Origin of the sequence: Variovorax sp. V93, assembly GCF_041154485.1 — a bacterium.
In the GTDB taxonomy this organism is placed as follows: domain Bacteria; phylum Pseudomonadota; class Gammaproteobacteria; order Burkholderiales; family Burkholderiaceae_C; genus Variovorax; species Variovorax beijingensis_A.
Genome location: NZ_AP028669.1, coordinates 2,115,482 through 2,132,917 on the forward strand (window position 1 = coordinate 2,115,482; position 17,436 = coordinate 2,132,917).

Annotated in this window: 13 protein-coding genes; 5 read left to right on the forward strand and 8 right to left on the reverse strand. The window is 63.1% G+C overall.

Annotated features, from left to right (window positions below; genetic code table 11):
* Window position 1 precedes the first annotated feature (1 nt).
* From ACAM54_RS10055 to ACAM54_RS10070, 4 genes are all read left to right on the forward strand, one after another.
* Complete coding sequence (locus tag ACAM54_RS10055) at window positions 2–1,261, forward strand: hypothetical protein (protein ID WP_369650583.1); 1,260 nt, start codon at window positions 2–4, stop codon at window positions 1,259–1,261.
* Window positions 1,262–1,313: 52 nt separating this feature from the next.
* The gene (gene kdsA, locus ACAM54_RS10060; protein ID WP_309929144.1) at window positions 1,314–2,159 is read left to right on the forward strand and encodes a 3-deoxy-8-phosphooctulonate synthase; all 846 of its coding nucleotides are present in this window, start codon (window positions 1,314–1,316) and stop codon (window positions 2,157–2,159) included.
* 104 nt (window positions 2,160–2,263) lie between these two features.
* On the forward strand, window positions 2,264–3,214 hold the full coding sequence (locus tag ACAM54_RS10065; RefSeq protein ID WP_309929146.1) for a KpsF/GutQ family sugar-phosphate isomerase: 951 nt from the start codon (window positions 2,264–2,266) through the stop codon (window positions 3,212–3,214).
* 56 nt (window positions 3,215–3,270) lie between these two features.
* On the forward strand, window positions 3,271–3,831 hold the full coding sequence (locus ACAM54_RS10070; RefSeq protein ID WP_309929148.1) for a DapH/DapD/GlmU-related protein: 561 nt from the start codon (window positions 3,271–3,273) through the stop codon (window positions 3,829–3,831).
* Window positions 3,832–4,383: 552 nt separating this feature from the next.
* Here the strand turns inward: ACAM54_RS10070 and ACAM54_RS10075 are convergent.
* The 4 genes from ACAM54_RS10075 to ACAM54_RS10090 form a co-directional block, all read right to left on the reverse strand.
* Window positions 4,384–6,642 (reverse strand): polysaccharide biosynthesis tyrosine autokinase, encoded by a 2,259-nt coding sequence (locus tag ACAM54_RS10075; protein ID WP_309929149.1) that lies wholly within the window; start codon window positions 6,640–6,642, stop codon window positions 4,384–4,386.
* On the reverse strand, window positions 6,639–7,073 hold the full coding sequence (locus ACAM54_RS10080) for a low molecular weight protein-tyrosine-phosphatase (RefSeq protein ID WP_145743102.1): 435 nt from the start codon (window positions 7,071–7,073) through the stop codon (window positions 6,639–6,641). Before ACAM54_RS10080 ends, ACAM54_RS10075 begins: the two co-directional genes overlap by 4 nt.
* Before the next feature lie 85 nt (window positions 7,074–7,158).
* On the reverse strand, window positions 7,159–10,128 hold the full coding sequence (locus ACAM54_RS10085; RefSeq protein ID WP_369650584.1) for a YjbH domain-containing protein: 2,970 nt from the start codon (window positions 10,126–10,128) through the stop codon (window positions 7,159–7,161).
* Window positions 10,125–10,766: a YjbF family lipoprotein gene (locus tag ACAM54_RS10090; protein WP_369650585.1), complete on the reverse strand. Its 642-nt coding sequence runs from the start codon at window positions 10,764–10,766 to the stop codon at window positions 10,125–10,127. Before ACAM54_RS10090 ends, ACAM54_RS10085 begins: the two co-directional genes overlap by 4 nt.
* A gap of 759 nt (window positions 10,767–11,525) precedes the next feature.
* Between ACAM54_RS10090 and ACAM54_RS10095 the strand changes: the two genes are divergently transcribed.
* On the forward strand, window positions 11,526–12,320 hold the full coding sequence (locus ACAM54_RS10095) for a phosphodiesterase (RefSeq protein ID WP_369650587.1): 795 nt from the start codon (window positions 11,526–11,528) through the stop codon (window positions 12,318–12,320).
* 18 nt (window positions 12,321–12,338) lie between these two features.
* On the opposite strand, the gene ACAM54_RS10100 is transcribed toward ACAM54_RS10095, so the two are convergent.
* From ACAM54_RS10100 to ACAM54_RS10115, 4 genes are read right to left on the reverse strand one after another with little or no spacing between them, the layout of a single operon-like run.
* Complete coding sequence (locus tag ACAM54_RS10100) at window positions 12,339–13,691, reverse strand: four-carbon acid sugar kinase family protein (protein WP_369650588.1); 1,353 nt, start codon at window positions 13,689–13,691, stop codon at window positions 12,339–12,341.
* On the reverse strand, window positions 13,691–14,962 hold the full coding sequence (locus ACAM54_RS10105; protein ID WP_369650589.1) for a ribulose-bisphosphate carboxylase large subunit family protein: 1,272 nt from the start codon (window positions 14,960–14,962) through the stop codon (window positions 13,691–13,693). Before ACAM54_RS10105 ends, ACAM54_RS10100 begins: the two co-directional genes overlap by 1 nt.
* A complete protein-coding gene (locus ACAM54_RS10110) occupies window positions 14,959–15,498 on the reverse strand; it encodes a VOC family protein (RefSeq protein ID WP_369650590.1) in 540 nt (179 codons plus the stop codon). The genes ACAM54_RS10105 and ACAM54_RS10110 overlap by 4 nt, the downstream gene beginning before the upstream one ends.
* Before the next feature lie 37 nt (window positions 15,499–15,535).
* Window positions 15,536–17,431: a TRAP transporter large permease subunit gene (locus ACAM54_RS10115; RefSeq protein WP_369650591.1), complete on the reverse strand. Its 1,896-nt coding sequence runs from the start codon at window positions 17,429–17,431 to the stop codon at window positions 15,536–15,538.
* Window positions 17,432–17,436: the final 5 nt, after the last annotated feature.

Sequence of the window (17,436 nt, forward strand, 5' to 3'; positions counted from 1 at the left end):
TGTGGATCCAAGCGTAAAATACAAAAAAATAGAAAATTTCAAATGTAGTGGGACTGCTGTATTTGAAAAGATAAATTATGCGAACGTAGTCGCGATATATCTCTATGACACTTCCTTGAGTGGCTGGATAAAAAAGATAATTTTTTCCCTGTTTTATACAACGCAAGTGGTTAAGCATGATGCGGTGGAATGCCGCGTGCTGCTTTTTTATTCTGCTCGCCATAAAAAGAGAGCCGACTATGACTACATACCAAATCGACTGCGTGAAATCTTGGGAAGCCACTGCTCCTACGCAGAAAGTGAAGAGCGATTTTCTATCGCGCAGGTTTGGCGGACGTTCGCGCAATTTTGGTCATCTTTTGAAGCTGTAGAAGGATATCGCGTCGGAGTTTTTCAAAAAATAGCAACTGCATTGCTCATTTCAAAATACAGAGCCACCGCTATTCACTCGTTTCGATCACTGCTGCGAGGACAGGATCGCTTGGTGACCTTCTGCGACGCGCATGCGCCCGAAAATCTTTTGGCTCAAATGGGGAACGCTGCCGGATTATTTACGATGACCAATCAGCATGGACAGTACCGTGTCTTAGACGAGCGAAATATGAGCTCTGATGCTGAAGCTTATTCAAATTTTGTTAGCCAGCGAATGCTCTGTTGGGGTAAAGCTACCCAAGCCGAATTTTCTCGTTGTGGATTTCCGCCAGAAAACTTAATAGTGAGCGGATGGGTCAAGGACTGGAGTAGGCTCGCCTTGCCTAGGGAAAGAACGATTTCTAAAAGTGTGTTTGGTGTGATGCTGAATGCTGACAGTGCTAAAGAATCTAACCTTGAGTTGATTGCGACTGCTAGATTTATTGCGCAGGAGCTTGGACTCCAATACTTGATTCGGCTGCATCCGTGGAGTAATCCCAAAGAATATCTAGGGAGTTTGGATGAGCACTTGCAGGGCATCGGGCATTTCGATATCGCAACTTATTTGAATGGTGTCGATTTTAGTCTCGCTCATATGTCGGGCGCGGTTGTTGAGGTTTTATATGCCGGCTCACCGATTTATTTGTTGAATGATGGCCGCTTGGCGCAAGCCTTTCAAGTCGAGGGCTTGAGTTATCCAGACGCTTGCTCCATTGTCGCGGCTGTGAGGGCTGATCAATTGATGCCAGTTGCCGCGCAGCGCCGTTTGCTGAGTATAGGTCAATGGTATAACGACGATCGTGATCAGGTGAATCGTATTCGAAAAGCAGTTTTTGGCGAAATAGAGTAAATATGAAATCGCATTCATGTATCGCTGCTTTGATTCCTAATCGAGGTGTTTAATGAAAATTCCGATCACAGATAGAGTGGTGAGCGGCAATCAGTTGCCGTTCGTTCTGTTCGGTGGCATTAACGTGCTGGAGGATCTCGACTCGACGTTGGTGGCTGCAGAGCACTACGTGAAGGTGGTGTCCAAGCTTGATATTCCCTACGTATTCAAGGCTTCGTTCGACAAGGCCAATCGTTCCTCGATTCACTCATTCCGTGGCGTGGGCTTGCATGAGGGCCTTCGGATTTTTGAGGAAGTCAAGAAGCGCTTCGGCGTTCCTGTAATCACGGACGTGCACGAAGTGGAGCAGGCGGCGACTGTGGCCGAGGTCGTGGACGTGCTGCAAATTCCTGCGTTCCTGGCCCGTCAGACTGACTTGGTGGTGGCCGTGGCAAAGACCGGACGCGCGGTCAACATCAAAAAGCCGCAGTTTCTAAGTCCCACTCAGCTAAAGCACATCGTCACCAAGATTCGCGAATCGGGCAACGAGCGCATCATCCTGTGCGAGCGGGGCGCGCAATTCGGTTACGACAATCTGGTGGTGGACATGCTCGGGTTCCGGGAGATGATCAGTTCCACCGGTGGGTTGCCGGCGATCTTTGACGTGACCCACAGCCTGCAACGCAGAGATGCCGGCAGCGAAGCATCTGGAGGGCGTCGCAGTCAGGTACTGGAGTTGGCTCGCGCTGGCATGGCGGTGGGGCTCGCTGGGCTGTTCCTGGAGGCTCATCCAGACCCGGATTACGCCCGTTGCGATGGTCCCAGCGCGCTCCCACTGGCGGCACTGGAGCCGTTTCTTGCTCAGGTCAAGGCGATTGACGACTTGGTGAAGAGTTTTCCTCCGCTGGATATCCGTTAATCGGAAGGGCGGCGCAGGGCTCGCGCCACGGAATTGGTGAGCTCGTTAAATCTTGATTGGCCGCTGTTGTGCCGCAACCCTTTTTATCTTTGAAAGAGCGAAAAATGAACACGGTCGTAACATCCGCCATGGACTACCGCGCGTCTGCCAAGCGAGTTTTCCAGGTCGAGGCCGAGGCAGTTGCCGAACTCGCAGGCAAGCTCGATGGCGATTTTTCTCTGGTGGTGGAGCACATCCTGCAGTCCAGCGGGCGCACCATCGTCTGTGGCATGGGCAAGTCCGGCATCATTGGAAAGAAGATCGCGGCCACACTGGCAAGTACTGGCACACCCAGCTTTTTCATGCACCCTGGTGAGGCCTACCACGGCGACCTGGGCATGGTGACTTCCGCGGATGCCTTTCTTGCTATCTCCTTTTCTGGAGAGACTGAGGAGGTGGTCAAGTTGCTTCCTTTCCTGAAGGACAACGGTAATTTCCTGGTGGCTATCACCGGCAATCCAAACTCTACGTTGGCGCGCGCGGCCGACTGTCACTTGAATGTGGGCGTGAAGGCTGAGGCCTGTCCGCTGCACTTGGCACCAACTGCCTCGACCACGGCGACATTGGCCATGGGGGATGCCTTGGCGGTGACGCTGATGGAAGCGCGTGATTTCAAGCCAGAACATTTCGCCCGCTTTCACCCTGGGGGTTCGCTAGGGCGGCGTCTGCTGAGTCGCGTCGGACATGAAATGACGAGTGCGAACCTGGCCATCATTGGCGAAGACACACAGATCATGGATGTCATCAGTGCGATTACACGTTCCAGCCTAGGGCTAGCCATCGTCAAGGTCGACAGTGAGTGGGCCGTTATCACCGATGGCGACGTGCGGCGTGCAGTCGCGCGCTACGGCAAAGATGTTTTCGATCGTCGCGCATCCGATGTGATGACGCGCAGCCCGGTGCGTGTAGCGGCGGAGACACGAGTGGAAGACGCTATTGCGCTGATGGAGCGCCATCGCATCTCTTCGCTACTGGTATTCGACAAAGAAACGCTGGTTGGCGTTTTCAAGAAATAGCTGACTTTGCCAGAAAGCCAATTTGACCTGCGGGGCTGTCAATAATTAAGCATTCAATGCAATACGTTTTTAAGATCACTTGGGCCATTCGTGCGGTTTTTTATAAATTAATATTTGGATCTTTCAAATTTCCCGGCTACATTGGATCACCAAAGTTTTTGGTGCAACCGAGTCGAATTTACGTGGGGAAAAAGGTGAGAATTTTTCCTGGATTTCGAGCTGAATGCCATGGTCAAGGAAAAATACTTATCCATGATGATGTCGCCATAGAGCAGGATTTTCACATCACTAGCATGGGGGAAATTAGCATTGGCAAGGGGACGCTCATCTTGGGATTTTCTTCTGTTACGGATATCGAACATCATCATGAGGAGGTTGATGTTCCAGTGCTCAGGCAACCCATGATATGGAAAAAAACAAGAATAGGGGAAAATTGCTATATTGGCATGGGCGCACGCATACAAGCAGGGACCATCTTGGGCAATGGATGTGTGGTTGGTGCAAATGCAGTGGTACGCGGGACTTTCCCTGATTATTCTGTAATTGTTGGCGTTCCCGCTCGGATTATTAAGATATACAATCAGGAAAAGAAAGCGTGGGAGAGGGTTGAAAAATAGATTTTTAATAGCCTGCATTAGATCAACGGTTTTTTGATCAGTATCTTTGCTAGTCGCTCTGAAAAATTATTCGTCCGGTGACTGCGAGTTGAAAGGAGCCACTGGGCGGAGCAAATTGCCTGACGCTAGTGTCGTACAGAGCACCCAAACGGACGCAAGGAAGCCGCAGCTTCCTCAGATTTGCTCTGAGATCGTGCGCGATATACGCCGCAACGCTAGACATTTCGTCGATGCCGTTGCCAAGGGGCTTCGACAACGCTTTCCAGACTGCGATGCGTAGGTTGACGTCCAAGTTGGTTAAATGCGCGCGCTCGATGCCACCAGCAAGGATCGATGGACGCCTTGGGTGGTCTTCGTCGATGCGCTCGGCCTGCGGTGACCAAACACCGCGGCTGTGGATGAAAGACGATGCGATCGACGCCACGGCGCTGCATGGGCTCGCAGGAGGTTGAGCGCGCCGCTGACGCTGTTGAGGTAGGACGGTGCCTGTACCAAATCGCCTGCCGGCGAACGCGCGCAGAAATCGACGCTCTGGGGAAGATCTTGCTGCTGTCAGGCGTCGTATTTGTATTCCGTGTACCGATAGCCGCCATAGCGGTAGCCATGGCTGCCGTAGTGGCGGCGCGTCAAGTCGATGCCATTGAAGATCACACCATTGACTGTTCTACCCGCCTGCGCGAGGCGCTTGGCGCTCTCGTTAAGCTCGCCGAGTTGGGTCTGATCCGCGCGGGCCACGAGGAGCACTGCGCCCATGTGCGGCGCCACTGCGGCGGTGTCAGTCGCCACGAGCACCGGCGGTGTGTCAATCACCACCAGATCGTATCGGGCGGAAACCATGTCGAGCAGGCGAATGAAGCTTTCCGACATCAACATGTCGGCTGGATTAGTCGGCAACTTGCCGGTAGTCAGCACGTCGAGATTCGGCAGCACCTGCGAACGAATGGCCTGATCTGCCGAGAGTTCGCCAGCCAGCATTTCCGAGAGGCCACCCTCGCGCCGGAGGCCAAACTGTTTGTTCAGATGACCCTTGCGCATGTCAGCGTCGATCAACAGCACCCGCTTGCCGGCATGGGCCATGATGGCTGCGAAGTTGCCTGATACGAAGCTCTTGCCAATGCCTGGTGTTGCGCCGGTGATAAGCACGCGGTTGTTACCGGCTTCGAGAGTGGCAAATTGCAGAGCGATTCGCAAACTGCGAAGTGCCTCGATGGGCGGGCTTTCCGGGTGAGTCACGGCAAGCAGCTGAATGCCCTTCGCACCTTCTGCAACGCTTTGGTCGAGCACCGTTTGCTCGGCGGTGAAGGGCACGACCGAGTAAACCGTCAAGCCGGTGTGGGCCTCGATTTCCTGCGGATCCCGGATGCCTGCGAGGAAGCGAGCTCGCACCAGGGCCAGCACCACGCCGGCCAGGAGGCCCAGCACCAGAGCGAGCGCCAGAACAAGTGGTTTCTTCGGCTTGACTGGCTCCTTTGGCTTCACTGCCTTGTCGAGCAGACGTACGTTGCCGGTCTTGCCTTCCTTCACCAAACGCAGTTGCAGTGCGTTGTTCTGCAGCGATAGGTACAACCCGCTGTTCACCCGAACGTCGCGTTCGAGGCGAAGGGCGTCCTGCTGCACCGTAGGCATTCGACTCACCCGGGCGTTAAGGCCGCCGAGCTCTTTCTCGATGGCGGCGATTTGTCCATCGATGGTCTTTACGCGCGTGTTGTTGTCGGTAAATCGCGCGGCCAGTTCGCGGCGCTTCTGCTGGGTCTCAAGAAGCTTGGTTTGCAACTCGATGGTCTGGACCAACACGCCCTTGGCTTCCTCGTCGAGGGCCACGGTGCCGTTCTTGTTGCGAAAGCGTGTGTAGGCGTCTTCGGAGGCTTCGAGCTGGCGCTTGAATTCGGGCAGTTGCTGGTCAAGGAAGAGCAGGGTTTTCTGCGCCTCGGCCGCCTTGCGCTCGACGTTCTGCTGCACGTATTGGTTGGCGATGGCATTGAGAATGCCGGAGAGCCGATCGCGGTCGCTGTCTTCCAGCGCCACGCTGATTACATTCGATTGCTTGCCCTGTTCACCAATCTGCATGCGCTTTTGCAGATCCTCGATGGTTCGTAACCACGAAGCGCGCAGAACGACAAATTCCGCGCCGGGCTTGCCATCGAGCTTGTCAATGAGAAGGTCGATGGTGCCGCCTTCGAGGACATGGTGGAGGGGCTGGCCAACGATGCCGGTCAGCGGCTGGTCCAAATCCTCGTGCCTGAGTGTGTATTTGCCGCCACCCTGAGCTGTGACAAAGAAAGGCTCTTCGTCCTCGAACTCGGTCGGCACGTCGAAGCGGGCGACATCAATGCGTTCCTTGCCGTTGACGTAGCCGCCTATGCCGAGGAAGCCCGGATTCGAAAGCTCGTCAGCCCGCCGCGCGAGCCAAGTGCCGAGTATTGGTAGATAGCGAGGCTTGGCGTCGATATAGAAGCGTGTCTGATCCACCGCGGCGCCGAGCACCATCCGTGAGCGGATGACTTGGATCTCGCCGGTGGCGGGCGTTTTGACGTCGAAGAGGCTGGAGGCATCCCCGAGGAAGCCCTTGGCGTCGGGCGTAGCGTCCTCGACTTGGATCAGCAGATTGGACTGGTAGATAGGGGCGGACAGCAATGCATAGGCCCCACCGAGCACCAGCGCTAGCGCGGTGACCCCCACGACCAGCCACTTGCGGTCGATCAGGATGTCAAGATACTCCGACAGGTAAACCTCGTCATCGTCAACAGGCGTGCGTGCAGCAGGCTGGCCGACGCGCGCAGCATTGGAAGTGTTCACAGCAGGAGTGTTCATTTGAATTGCCGAATGCGCTCGGCCCATGTCTTGACGCCGGCGTCGATGAGTTGAAGTGCGTGCTCGAAGGCTTCCTGGCCCATGCGGTAGGGGTCAGGGATATTCAGCTTGGCGGTTTCGGCAAGGCGAAAGACCCTGCCGCGCGTCAGCGGGTAGTTGTTTTCGATGTGGCGCCGCTGCCCGTCGTCCATGGTGAGGATCAGGTCGGCCTGCACGCACATGGACTGGGTGATCTGGCGTGCCCTGTGCGCGCTCAGGTCGAGCCCGCGCGCGGCCATCAACTCCTGGGCGATGGGGTCCGCGGGGTGGCCGATCAATGCGCCCGTGCCGGCCGAGGACACGGTGATCTCCGGCAGCGCATCAGCCAGCAGCACATGCGCCATCGGGCTTCGGCAGATGTTGCCGATGCAAACGACAAGAACGGATTTCATGGTGTCCGCCTTTCTTCGAGGGAATGGACCACCCATGCGCCTGATGGGCGCGGGCGTGCGGTAGTGGCTGCCATACAAAAAACGCTCATGGGCTGCGGTCGAAATTCAAGATGTTGTCTCCGGCGCGCGGCTTGTTGTCAGGCGGGGCCGCAAAGTTGAAGGCGCCCTGGTCGCGCACGGAGGTCAGTTCATACAGGGTGTTGCTGCGGCCCAGGCGGGCACCGCCGTCGCGCGTGAGCGGCGACCATGCAAAGCCCAGCGCAAACTTGCTGGACCGCGGCAGCAGGGCGTCGAGGGGAATCGAAAGGTAGATGCCCTTGTCGAAACTGCCTTCACCGAACCGCGCTGAAGAAACGTTGGTCTTGGTGGCATAGGCGCCCAGCACAAAGCCGTTGTCGAAGCGGCGGATGACTTCGAGCGTCACGCCGCGGTCGCCCGCCAGGTACTGGCCCGCGCTGATCTTTGCCATGACGCCATTCCAGCCGGTGTCCCAGTAAAGGGTGGCGTGGCCGGTGGTCACCTTGTAGTCGCGCAGGCCAAGGTCCTGGTTGAAGTCGCGCTGCCGCACGCGGTTGATGTCCACGCCAAAGGCCACGGGCGAGCGTGCTGGCCGGTACATCCACTCGGCGCCCACGCCCGCAAACATGCTTTCGAGCAGGCCGCCATACACGCTGTAGTAGTGGTTGCTCGACAGCTGCCCCACGTGCGTGAACTGCAGCGAGGGAATGGTGAAGCGCCGCGATGTGACGTACTCGCGCTGGTAGGTGCGCACGCGCGGCAGGTTGCTGGGCGCGGTGTAGGTGAACTTGTCGTAGTTGTCGGCCAGCCGCAGATTGACCGCGCCGCTGAGCCAGGTGCGCTGGGTAAAGCGGTATTCGGCGGTGGCCTGGATGCCAAGCTGGTAGAGAAGGAAGGCGTCAGGCCCGCCCACGATCTGGCCATAGCTGGGCGCAATACCAAAGGTGAACTTGTCTCGGGGACGCACCCAGGGGGCCTTGGTGTCGGGCGCGGCGGCCTCGGCGGCATCGGTGCCTTGCGCGGGGCTGCGCGTGTCGTCGGGGCGGGCCAGCTCGGGTTCGTAGTCGCGCTTGGACACGGCCCGCGCGGCATGCGGTGGCAGGGCCTGGATGCGCGCGGCCACCCATTCGGCGCGTTCGATGGCCTGCGCATGCACCGCAAGGCCACGCTCGGCATAGTGAAAGACGAAGCTCTTGATGGCGTCGGGCGCATCGTGGTGGAGCACCGCAATGGCTTTTTCGACGCGCGCGGTGCGGTAAACGGTGTTGCTGTCGGTCACCCACACATGCAGCACGTCGTCCTTGGGTGCAATGCGCTCGACGATCCATTCGGTCTGCGCCTCGATCTCCGCCGCGGTGGTCGCCCAGCCGGGGGAGCGCGGAGCCGCCTCCGGTCGGAATTCCGGCAACGGCCGATCGGCTGGCTTGGGCGATTGCGATGCGGCCAGGTTGCTTGCGAGCGTGAGGCCAATCATGAACTTGTCGCCGCGCTCGAAGCCGGCGGACAGCGTGACCTTGGGGGATACGCGGTAAGACAGGCCCACGTTGATGGGCGAACGCCGCCGCAGCTTGCTGCCCAGCGGCTCGTTCTGGTAGTCGTTGCCGTCGTATTCGAGCTTGAGCGTGAGCGGGTCCCAGGGCGTGCGCCATTGCACGCCGCCAAATAGGGCAGCCGGGCCGCGAAAGAAGCTGCTGATGTTGGCGTTGCCGGTGGTGTTCGCGCGCGGGCGGGTGTCGAAGCGGCTGCCCAGCAGCTTGAAAGGGTTGCCGATGTTGCCGCTGGAGCCCAGGTAACCCCAGCCGATGCCCAGGCTGAAGTCGAAGTCGTGCACGCGCTTGCCGGCCACCAGGTATTCGCTCGAGAACAGGCCGGTGCCGCCGATGTCGCGAAAGCCCAGCGCCAGTTGGGGCAGGTAGGTGGATTCCTCGAGCAACCGGACCTTCAGGTCGATGCTCTTGTCCTTGAACGACTGGTCAAGAAAAGTTGGCCCATAAGCGCGGTTGGAGATGGAGGTGTATCGAAACCCCGCTTCCATCCAGTCGAAGGGCTGGAACATGACGTTCAGCCGCGTGTAGGGCCAGATCGACGTGAGCGATGCGCGCGTGTCGCCGGCCACGCCCATGCGGGCCGATGGCGTTTGCAGCAGGCCGGTTTCGCCCCAGTCGTTGCCGCTGATGTCGAGCGGGCGCGGCTGCGAGGCGACGGCTTCGGGCAGCGCGGCGGCCACGGTGGGGGCCGCGAACACGGGCGCGTTGGCGACCGGGCGCGCGGTGGTGGGTTCCTGCGGGGAGGGGCCTTGCACGGCAAGAAACTTGATGAGGCCTTCCGACATGTCCGCCAGCGCGGCCATGCGGCGCGGCGGGGCCCAGATCCAGGCGCCGGGCGCGGGTTCGTCGGCGGGCTCGGCATTCCAGGCGCCAATGCCTGCGCGCGCGGTGCGGCCGTCGGGCTGCGCAATCCAGGCCCAGTCGGCGCCGCTGTCGAGGCCGCAGGCGCCCAGGTAGTCGAGCAGCGAGCGTCCGCCTTCATGCGCTACCTGGCAAAAGCTGCCGTCGGGCTGCACCACGGTGACCGAGCGCAGCGGGGCGGGTGGCACCGCGAGCCGCTGGCCTTCGCGGAGCACCGGGTCTTGACCGGGATTCGCCTGCAGCCAGCGCGGATCGACGATGCCCAGCGCCACACGGCCGGTGGCCGGAAGGCTCTGCAGCACCGACAGGAGCTGTTCGCGCGAAGCCCGTTCTTCGGGCGAGGCCGATCGAACGGCCGCTTCCACCCGCACCAGCAGCGACTCTTTCAGGTATTGCTGCGCAAGCAGTTCCTGCGGCACCTGCCATGCAAGGCCGGGGCCGGCTGCGTCTTCGGGTTGGCGCAGCAGCCAGTCGCTGAGCCGCTCGCCCGGCCGCACTTCCGCGGCGCCCGCAAGCATGCGGTCGGTGGATGCGGCGTGGGCGGAGGGAGTCATCAACACGATCGCGGCGGCCAGCAGGCTGAGGCGGAAGGGGTTGGTGGTGGGGCCGGACGGGGGCGGGAGGCTCATGAACCAGCTGCGCTTGTCGAGGCAACGTTGGCTGGCACAGAGGGATTCCACCGCTCGAAGCTCAAGCACAGATCGCGGGAAAGGCACTGCTCGGAATAGACCGCCTCGAGCTTGTCGCCAACCTGGGCGAGGCCGAAGCGTGCCGGGGGCAGCGAAGCCGAGGCCGGGCGCGTGCTGCTGCGCTCCTCGAACCAGCGCAGCGAGCTCGCGGGCCGGCCGGCGAGCATGGTGTCGGTGGGCGGCGGGATTTGCCGCTGCTCGATTTCGTCGCGTATGCCCGAGCGGTAGCCGGGCATGAGGTCGCGCTCGCGCTGGAAGCGCGTTGTTGCTGTCGTCGTGCTCTCGGCGGCCGTGGTGGCGGAGGGCCAGGCAGGTGCGTTGACAAGGCGCACGGCGCGCCAGTCGGTCGTGAGGCCGGCCGTGGCCACCAGGCGGCCGTGGCGCAGGCGCACCGTTTCGCCCGAGGCGCTGTACCAGACCTCTGTAGGACCTTCGGGATGGGGGTCGACGTATCCGAGCACGAGAAACACGGTGCGGCCTTCGAAGGTGGCACGCAAATAGCGGAATTCCGGACGGAATGTGTGGGAGTCCGACGGCGAGGCGTTGTTGTTGTAGAGGTGCCGGGCCGTGGCAAGCATTGCCGAGGAGCCCGAGGAGCATCCGCCCAAAAAAAAGGATGATGCGAGTACGCAACATCCTAGTTTTTGCACCGCGCTGGCGGTGCGTTGGAATCTCGCTGGGAACCCCCCCTTGCGGAGGGCTCCGATCATTACCTGGTGCCGGTGGTTCCGGTGGTGCCAGTGCCGGTGCCGCCTGGGCCGCCGGGGAGGATGAAACCGCCACCACCGCCGCCGCCCCACCGCCGCCAAGGGCTGCTGCCAACAGCACGCCGCCGCCAGCTGCCGCACCGATTTGCTGGGTGGTCAGGCCACCACCGCCAGCTGCGCGAACGGCGTCAGCAGCGCTGGCCGGAGGCGTAGGCAAGGTCGTCTGGGCGAGTGCAGGTGCAGAGGCCAGGGCTGCGAGGGCCATGGCTGCAATCAGGTGACTATGTTTCATGAATTCTTTCCCCGTTCAGTTGAAGCTTGGAAGTGAGCAACAGCGTCGACAACCGATAGTAACCGGCGATTGCGCATTGTTACTCCAGTCAACGGCCCGATGGTACCACTTCACAGAGGGAAACAGTACCTAAAACAGGGGAGGCGGAGCAGGTGGCGGGCGGCCGAAGCGAGGCCGTTTCGCCGTTACAGCCAGAAACCTGGCCGGAAATTAGAACTTTTAGCCGCGTATTTCATATTGTTTGACAACTGCAACATGGTTGCTGTAAATCGGCTATTACTATTGAATTGTTTTGTTTCAATAATTGCGCAACGACGCGCCTGATTTGAAGGAGCCCGATGCTCATCGCACAGCTGTCCGATCCGCACATCCGCGCCGAAGGCGAGCTGTACCAGGGCGTTGTCGACTCCAACAGCATGTTTGCCGAAGCGCTTGCGCACGTGCACGCGCTCGATCGCCGCCCCGATCTGCTGGTGCTCACCGGCGATCTTGTCGACGAGGGCCGCGCCGACGAATACGCGATGGCGCGCACGCTGCTCTCGGCCTCGCGCATTCGGTTTCTGGTGATACCCGGCAACCACGACCATCGCGAGCGCTTTCGCGCCGCGTTCAGCGACCAGGCCTACCTGCCCAAGGCGGGGCCGCTGCACTGGTGCGTGGATGACCACCCGGTGCGCATCATCGGGCTCGACTCATGCGTGGTGGGAAAGCACCACGGCCACATCGACGCCGAAGGCCTTGCCTGGCTTGCGCGCACGCTGGCCAACGACACGGCCAAGCCCACGCTGCTGATGTTGCACCATCCGCCCTTCACGAGCGGCATTCCCTACATGGACGCCTACGGCTGCATGGATGCGCAGCCGCTCGAAGAGGTGGTGCGAAGCGCGCCGAATGTCGAGCTGGTGCTGTGCGGGCACGTGCACCGCACGATGCTGCGCCGCTGGGGCGGCACGGTGATCTGTTCATGCCCGAGCACCACCACGGAAATCGACCTGCAGCTGCGCGCCGATGCGCCGCCGCAGTCGCACGTGGGACCGCGCGGCTGCATGCTGCATTTGTGGGACGCGCGGTACGGCATGGTCAGCCACCTGAGCCAGATCGGAGACTTTGCGGGGCCGTACGCGTTTGCCTGAACAACGCGCCTTGCGCGTTCACGCGAGCGGGGCGCTGTCCGCATCGCCATGCAGCAGCCGCTCGAACACGTCGTGGGCGCCCATCTGGCCACCCTTGAGCATGATCTCCATGCCGTCGAGCGCGGCGTCGTCGCTGTGCACACGGCAGAGCGATGCGCCGGCGCCCATGTCGGCCGCGTAGGAGAGCCCCCAGGCATCGAGCGCCTGCACGGCGTGGCTCGAGGTGTCGCCGCCGGCAATGCCGATGCGCTGCAGCGGCGCCATGGCCAGCACCTTTGCCAGCAAGTCTCCGCCGGCGCGCGAGAGGGCCTGGGCGTCGACCGTGTTGTCGCCCTCGGTGGGCGCCGGTTCGGCGGGCCGGGTGCAGGCCAGCATGCTGCGGCCGCGCGCGAGTCCTTGCGCGATGTCGCGGGCATGCTGCTCCAGCGTGGCCGTGTCGCGTTGCGCGAGCCGGGGCGCATCGAGCCACACGGTGTCGAACGAGCGTGCCGCCGCCACCTGGCGCGCGGTGACGGGCGAGAGACTGCCGGCAAGCACCAGCACCGGGCCGCGCGCTGGACCCATACGGCGTTGGTCGGCTTGCGCATCGGCTCGCGTGCCGAGTGCGCCGGCCAGCGCATCGACCACGCTGCTCGGGCCCACGGCCAGCAGCGTGGTGCGCCGGGCCTGTGACCACACCACTTGGCCGATGGCCGCGAGCTGCGAGGCATCGGCCACGTCGAACAGCACGGCCTCGGTGTTGCCGGCATCCGGGCGCAGCGCGCGCTGCAGCGCCTCGCCAAGCGCCTGCGGCCCGTGCGAGGCGGCCGTGAAAGGAATGGAGCGCACACCGGCCAGGCCCTGCTTGGCCAGGTGCAGCCTCAGGTCTGCCTCATGCATTGGCGTGACCGGGTGCCGGCTCATCGTCGGATGGCGGTCGATGCGGAACACCTCGCCGCCCGCGCCGGCCGCGGCGAACAGGTTGCCGAACAGGCAGTGCCGGCCGATGTTGGGCTGGCCGCCGACGATGGCGGTCCAGGGCTGTTCGACGGCGCCGCGCAGCGCGCGCACGGCCGCGCCGATGGAGCCGATGTGCGGCGCGCTGTCGAAGGTGGAGCAGGTCTTGTAGTGCAGCACGCGCGCGCCGAGCGAGCGGAACAGCGCGGCGACCGGGGCGAGCTCGGCCTGCATGGCTTCGGGCGCCATGGCGCGGGCGGCGCCCGCGATGCCCAGCACGTCGAGCGGCCCGGCCTGCGCGAGCCGCGCGGCGTCGGGCGTCTTCAGGAACAGCAGGGTGCGCAGGCCGGCGCGCGCGGCGGTGCCGAGGGTGTCGGTGGCGCCGGTGAAATCGTCGCCGTAGTAGACGATGGCCGGCGCTTGCGTGGCGGGCATCACGGCTTGCCGAAGAAGGCCAGCGCGCGCGCCAGCTCGGGTGCGCCGCGGGCGGCTTCTTGCAGCGCGGTGCCGGCGCATACGGCCGACCAGGCCTGGCGGATGCTGGTGACGCCGGCCGCCGCGCCGTCGGGATGCGCGAGGATGCCGCCGCCGGCCATGAAGAGCAGGTCGTCGCTGCCGATGGCGGCCCAGGTGGCAGGCACGGTGCCGGCCCACTGGCCCGACGAAAAGGCCGGCATCACGCGGTCGTCGGCGGCATCGGTCAAAGGCGTGAAGCAGTCGCGCGCCGATTCGATGACCTCGCTGTCGGGCTGCGAGAACTTGCCCTGCAGGCCGTGCACGTGCATGTGGTCGACGCCCGCGAGCCGCCAGAGCGTTTGGTAGGCCTGGAACGAAATGCCCAGCAACGGATGGCGCGACAGCGCACCGTAGCCGTTGCGGTGGCCGTGCAGCGCCAGGCCGGTGTGGCGGCGCAGGGTCTGCATGCCCGAATGGCCGCACCAGTTGAGGCTGGCCATGACGCACGATCCGCCTTCGCGCTCGACCAGGTCGGCATGCCGCTTCATCGCGTCGGTCTCGTCGGTGATGTTGAAGGCCACCATCACGTGCTTGCCGGTGCGCTCCTGGTGTGCGCGCACCGCGGCCATCACGGCGGGCACGCGCTCGGCAAGCGGTGCATGCGCGGGGTTGGCGCAGACTTCGTCGTCCTTGATGAAGTCGACGCCCGCGGCGCAGAGCCTGGCGACCAGTGCGGCGGTCTCGCCGGCGGACAGCCCCACGTTGGGCTTGATGATGGTGCCGACCAGCGCGCCGCTGGCCACGCCGGTGGCGCGCCGCGTGCCCGCGATGCCGGCGCGCGGCATTTCGAACTGCCCGCGGTAGGCGGCAGGCAGCTGCAGCGATTCGAGCCGCAGGCCCGTGACTTCGCCCAGGTCGTAGAGGTTGCCCGACACCGTGGCCGCGAGCGTCGGCAGGTTGGCGCCGATGTTCGCTGAGGGAAACGAGATGTCGACGTGCGCACGCCGCCAGGGGCCGCGCGCGCGCTTGCGTTCGAGCAGGGCGTTGGGCAGGCTCGGCGCCTCGGCCGGTGCCAGCTCGGTGATCGCCTCGACGGTGGCGCGCGCGCGTTGGCGCAGCGCGTCGGTCTCGCCCTCGACGCGCGTGAAGGTGCCGCACGATTGCTCGCCGGCCATTACCTCGGCCACGGCGGCCAGGTCCAGCGGCGTTTCGACGAGGTAGCGCGCGCGGATGCGTTCGGTCACGTTCACAGCTTGCTCAGGTCAGGGAAGGGCCGCACCGGCTCGCTGCCGTCCCAGCCCTCGGAGGCGCTGCGGATCAGGTCGAACATCTTGCCCTTGGGCCCCGCCACTTCGGACAGTTCGATCACCGTGCCCGGGTGGTACTCGGTGTCGAAGTAGATGAAGCGGCCGCGCTCGCCCACTTCGCCGCTCATCACCGGCTTGAAGCCCTGCGCGGTGAGGCGCGCGAGGTCGGCGTCGTAGTCGGCCGTCCAGTACGCGACGTGCTGCAGCCCGGTGCGGCCGGCCTGGAGGAAATCGCGGTACATCGAAGGCACGTCGTTGCGCGTCTGGATCAGCTCGACCTGCACATAGCCCGAGTTGGCCAGCGCCACCGAGTTGTGGGGCTCGTGCGCCTCGCCGTTGTAGCGGTAGTTCTTGATCGGCACCCTGGGGTTGTAGAACCAGGGGCCCACGCCCAGCGTGGTACTCCAGTAGTCCATGGCGGCCTCGATGTCGTGCACGACATAGCCCAGCTGGCGGATCTCGCCGAGGAATCGACTCATTGCGGTTGGCTCCGTTGATGTGAGTGTGTTGTTGTGGTCAGAACTTGAGAAAACCGGTCGAGAACCACGGGAACGCGGCCACGATCACCAGGCCCACCAGCATCGCGGCGATGTAGCCCCAGATGTGCTTGATGCCCTCGTCGGGGTTGACCTTGCTGACGGCGCAGGCACCGTAGTAGCCCACGCCGAAGGGCGGCGCGAACAGGCCGATGCCCATCGCGAAGATCACCACCATGGCGTAGTGCACCTCGTGCACGCCTGCGGCCTTGGCAATGGGAAACAGCAGCGGCCCGAACAGCACGATGGCCGGAATGCCCTCGAGCACGCTGCCCAGCACGATGAAGGCCACGATCGACACGGCCAGGAAGCCGTAGGCGCCGCCCGGCAGCGCGCCCATGACGCGCGCCAGGTCCTGCGAGAAGCCCGACTGCGTGAGGCCCCAGGCCATGGCCGTGGCACAGCCGACGATGAAGATGATGGCGCCCGAGAGCGAGGCCGTGTCGACCAGCATCGGCTTGAGCCGCTTCCAGTCGAACTGCCGGTACACGAAGAGCCCGACGATGGCCGAGTAGACGATGCCGATGGTCGACACCTCGGTGGCCGTGGCCACGCCCTCGACCACGGCGGCGCGGATCACGAAGGGCAGCAGCACCGCGGGCAGCGCGACCAGCAGCAGCTTGCCGATCTCGCGCTTGCTGTGGCGCGCAACGCCGCTCAGGTCTTCGCGCCGGTAGCGCCACCACACCACCACGCACAGCGCGGCGCCCAGCACCACGGCCGGCAGCAGCCCGCCCGTGAACAGCGCGGCAATCGAAATGCCCGTGACCGAGCCGATGGTGATGAGCACGATCGACGGCGGAATGGTCTCGGTCTGCGCGCCGGTGGCCGACAGCAGCGCGACCAGGTCGCCGGGCTTGGCGCCGCGCTTGACCATCTCGGGGAACAGCACGGGCGCAATGGCGGCCATGTCGGCGATCTTGGAACCCGAGATGCCCGACACCAGGTACATCGCGCCAATCAGCACATACGACAAGCCGCCGCGCACGTGTCCCAGCAGGCTCGCAAGGAACTGGATCATGGCGCGCGCCATGCCCGTCATCTCGATCAGCGCGCCCAGGAAGATGAAGAGCGGCACCGCGAGCAGGATCAGGTGCGACATGCCTTCGTCGAGCCGCCCCACCATCACCAGGAGCGGCGTGCGCGTGGTGAGTGCCAGGTAGCCGAAGGTGGCCAGCGCGAACGAGAACGCGATGGGCACGCCCGAGAGCACGGTGGCCGCCACCACCACCACGAAGAAGATCACCAGGTTGAACTTGCCGAGCGTCGCGAACAGCGGCGCCGCCAGCCAGAAGGCCGCCACCAGCGCGCCCATGCCGAGCATCGCGACCGCGATCTGCCGCCCGGTGCACACGCGCACCAGGCGCAGCAGCGCCATCGCCAGCATGATGCCGATGCCCGCCGGAATGGCCGCGGCGCGCCAGGCGTTGCTGATCTCCAGCGCGGGCGTGACGATGAACGACTCCTCGTGCGCATAGTCGATCGAGGGCCAGATGATCAGCACCAGGAATGCGACCGAGGCCGCGATGGCAAAGGCGTCGAGCATGGCGCGCGTCGATGGCTGCACCTTCTGCAGCAGCGCCGTCATGCGCATGTGCTCGCCCCGCCGCAGCGCCACCACCGCGCCCAGCATCGAGAGCCACAGGAAGAGGATCGACGCGAGTTCGTCCGACCACACCAGCGGTGCATGGAACACATAGCGCGACACCACGCCCGCGAACAGCACGCAGATCTCGGCCAGCACCAGCAGCGCGGCCACGGCTTCGACCACGCCGCCCAGCACGCGGTCGGCGCGCCCGGCCAGGCCGCTCAGCGCGTTGGCGGATGGTCCGGCGCCCACGAACGGGGCCGCCTCGAAAGTGGATTCATGCACCATGGACG

What these genes read in the sequence shown, in the direction of transcription:
- ACAM54_RS10100 (WP_369650588.1), bottom strand. Translation starts at nt 13,691, where the DNA reads ATGCCCGCCACGCAAGCGCCGGCCATCGTCTACTACGGCGACGATTTC.
- ACAM54_RS10080 (WP_145743102.1), bottom strand. Translation starts at nt 7,073, where the DNA reads ATGAAATCCGTTCTTGTCGTTTGCATCGGCAACATCTGCCGAAGCCCG.
- ACAM54_RS10110 (WP_369650590.1), bottom strand. Translation starts at nt 15,498, where the DNA reads ATGAGTCGATTCCTCGGCGAGATCCGCCAGCTGGGCTATGTCGTGCAC.
- ACAM54_RS10095 (WP_369650587.1), top strand. Translation starts at nt 11,526, where the DNA reads ATGCTCATCGCACAGCTGTCCGATCCGCACATCCGCGCCGAAGGCGAG.
- ACAM54_RS10085 (WP_369650584.1), bottom strand. Translation starts at nt 10,128, where the DNA reads ATGAGCCTCCCGCCCCCGTCCGGCCCCACCACCAACCCCTTCCGCCTC.
- ACAM54_RS10075 (WP_309929149.1), bottom strand. Translation starts at nt 6,642, where the DNA reads ATGAACACTCCTGCTGTGAACACTTCCAATGCTGCGCGCGTCGGCCAG.
- kdsA (WP_309929144.1), top strand. Translation starts at nt 1,314, where the DNA reads ATGAAAATTCCGATCACAGATAGAGTGGTGAGCGGCAATCAGTTGCCG.
- ACAM54_RS10115 (WP_369650591.1), bottom strand. Translation starts at nt 17,431, where the DNA reads ATGGTGCATGAATCCACTTTCGAGGCGGCCCCGTTCGTGGGCGCCGGA.
- ACAM54_RS10090 (WP_369650585.1), bottom strand. Translation starts at nt 10,766, where the DNA reads ATGCTTGCCACGGCCCGGCACCTCTACAACAACAACGCCTCGCCGTCG.
- ACAM54_RS10070 (WP_309929148.1), top strand. Translation starts at nt 3,271, where the DNA reads ATGCAATACGTTTTTAAGATCACTTGGGCCATTCGTGCGGTTTTTTAT.
- ACAM54_RS10065 (WP_309929146.1), top strand. Translation starts at nt 2,264, where the DNA reads ATGAACACGGTCGTAACATCCGCCATGGACTACCGCGCGTCTGCCAAG.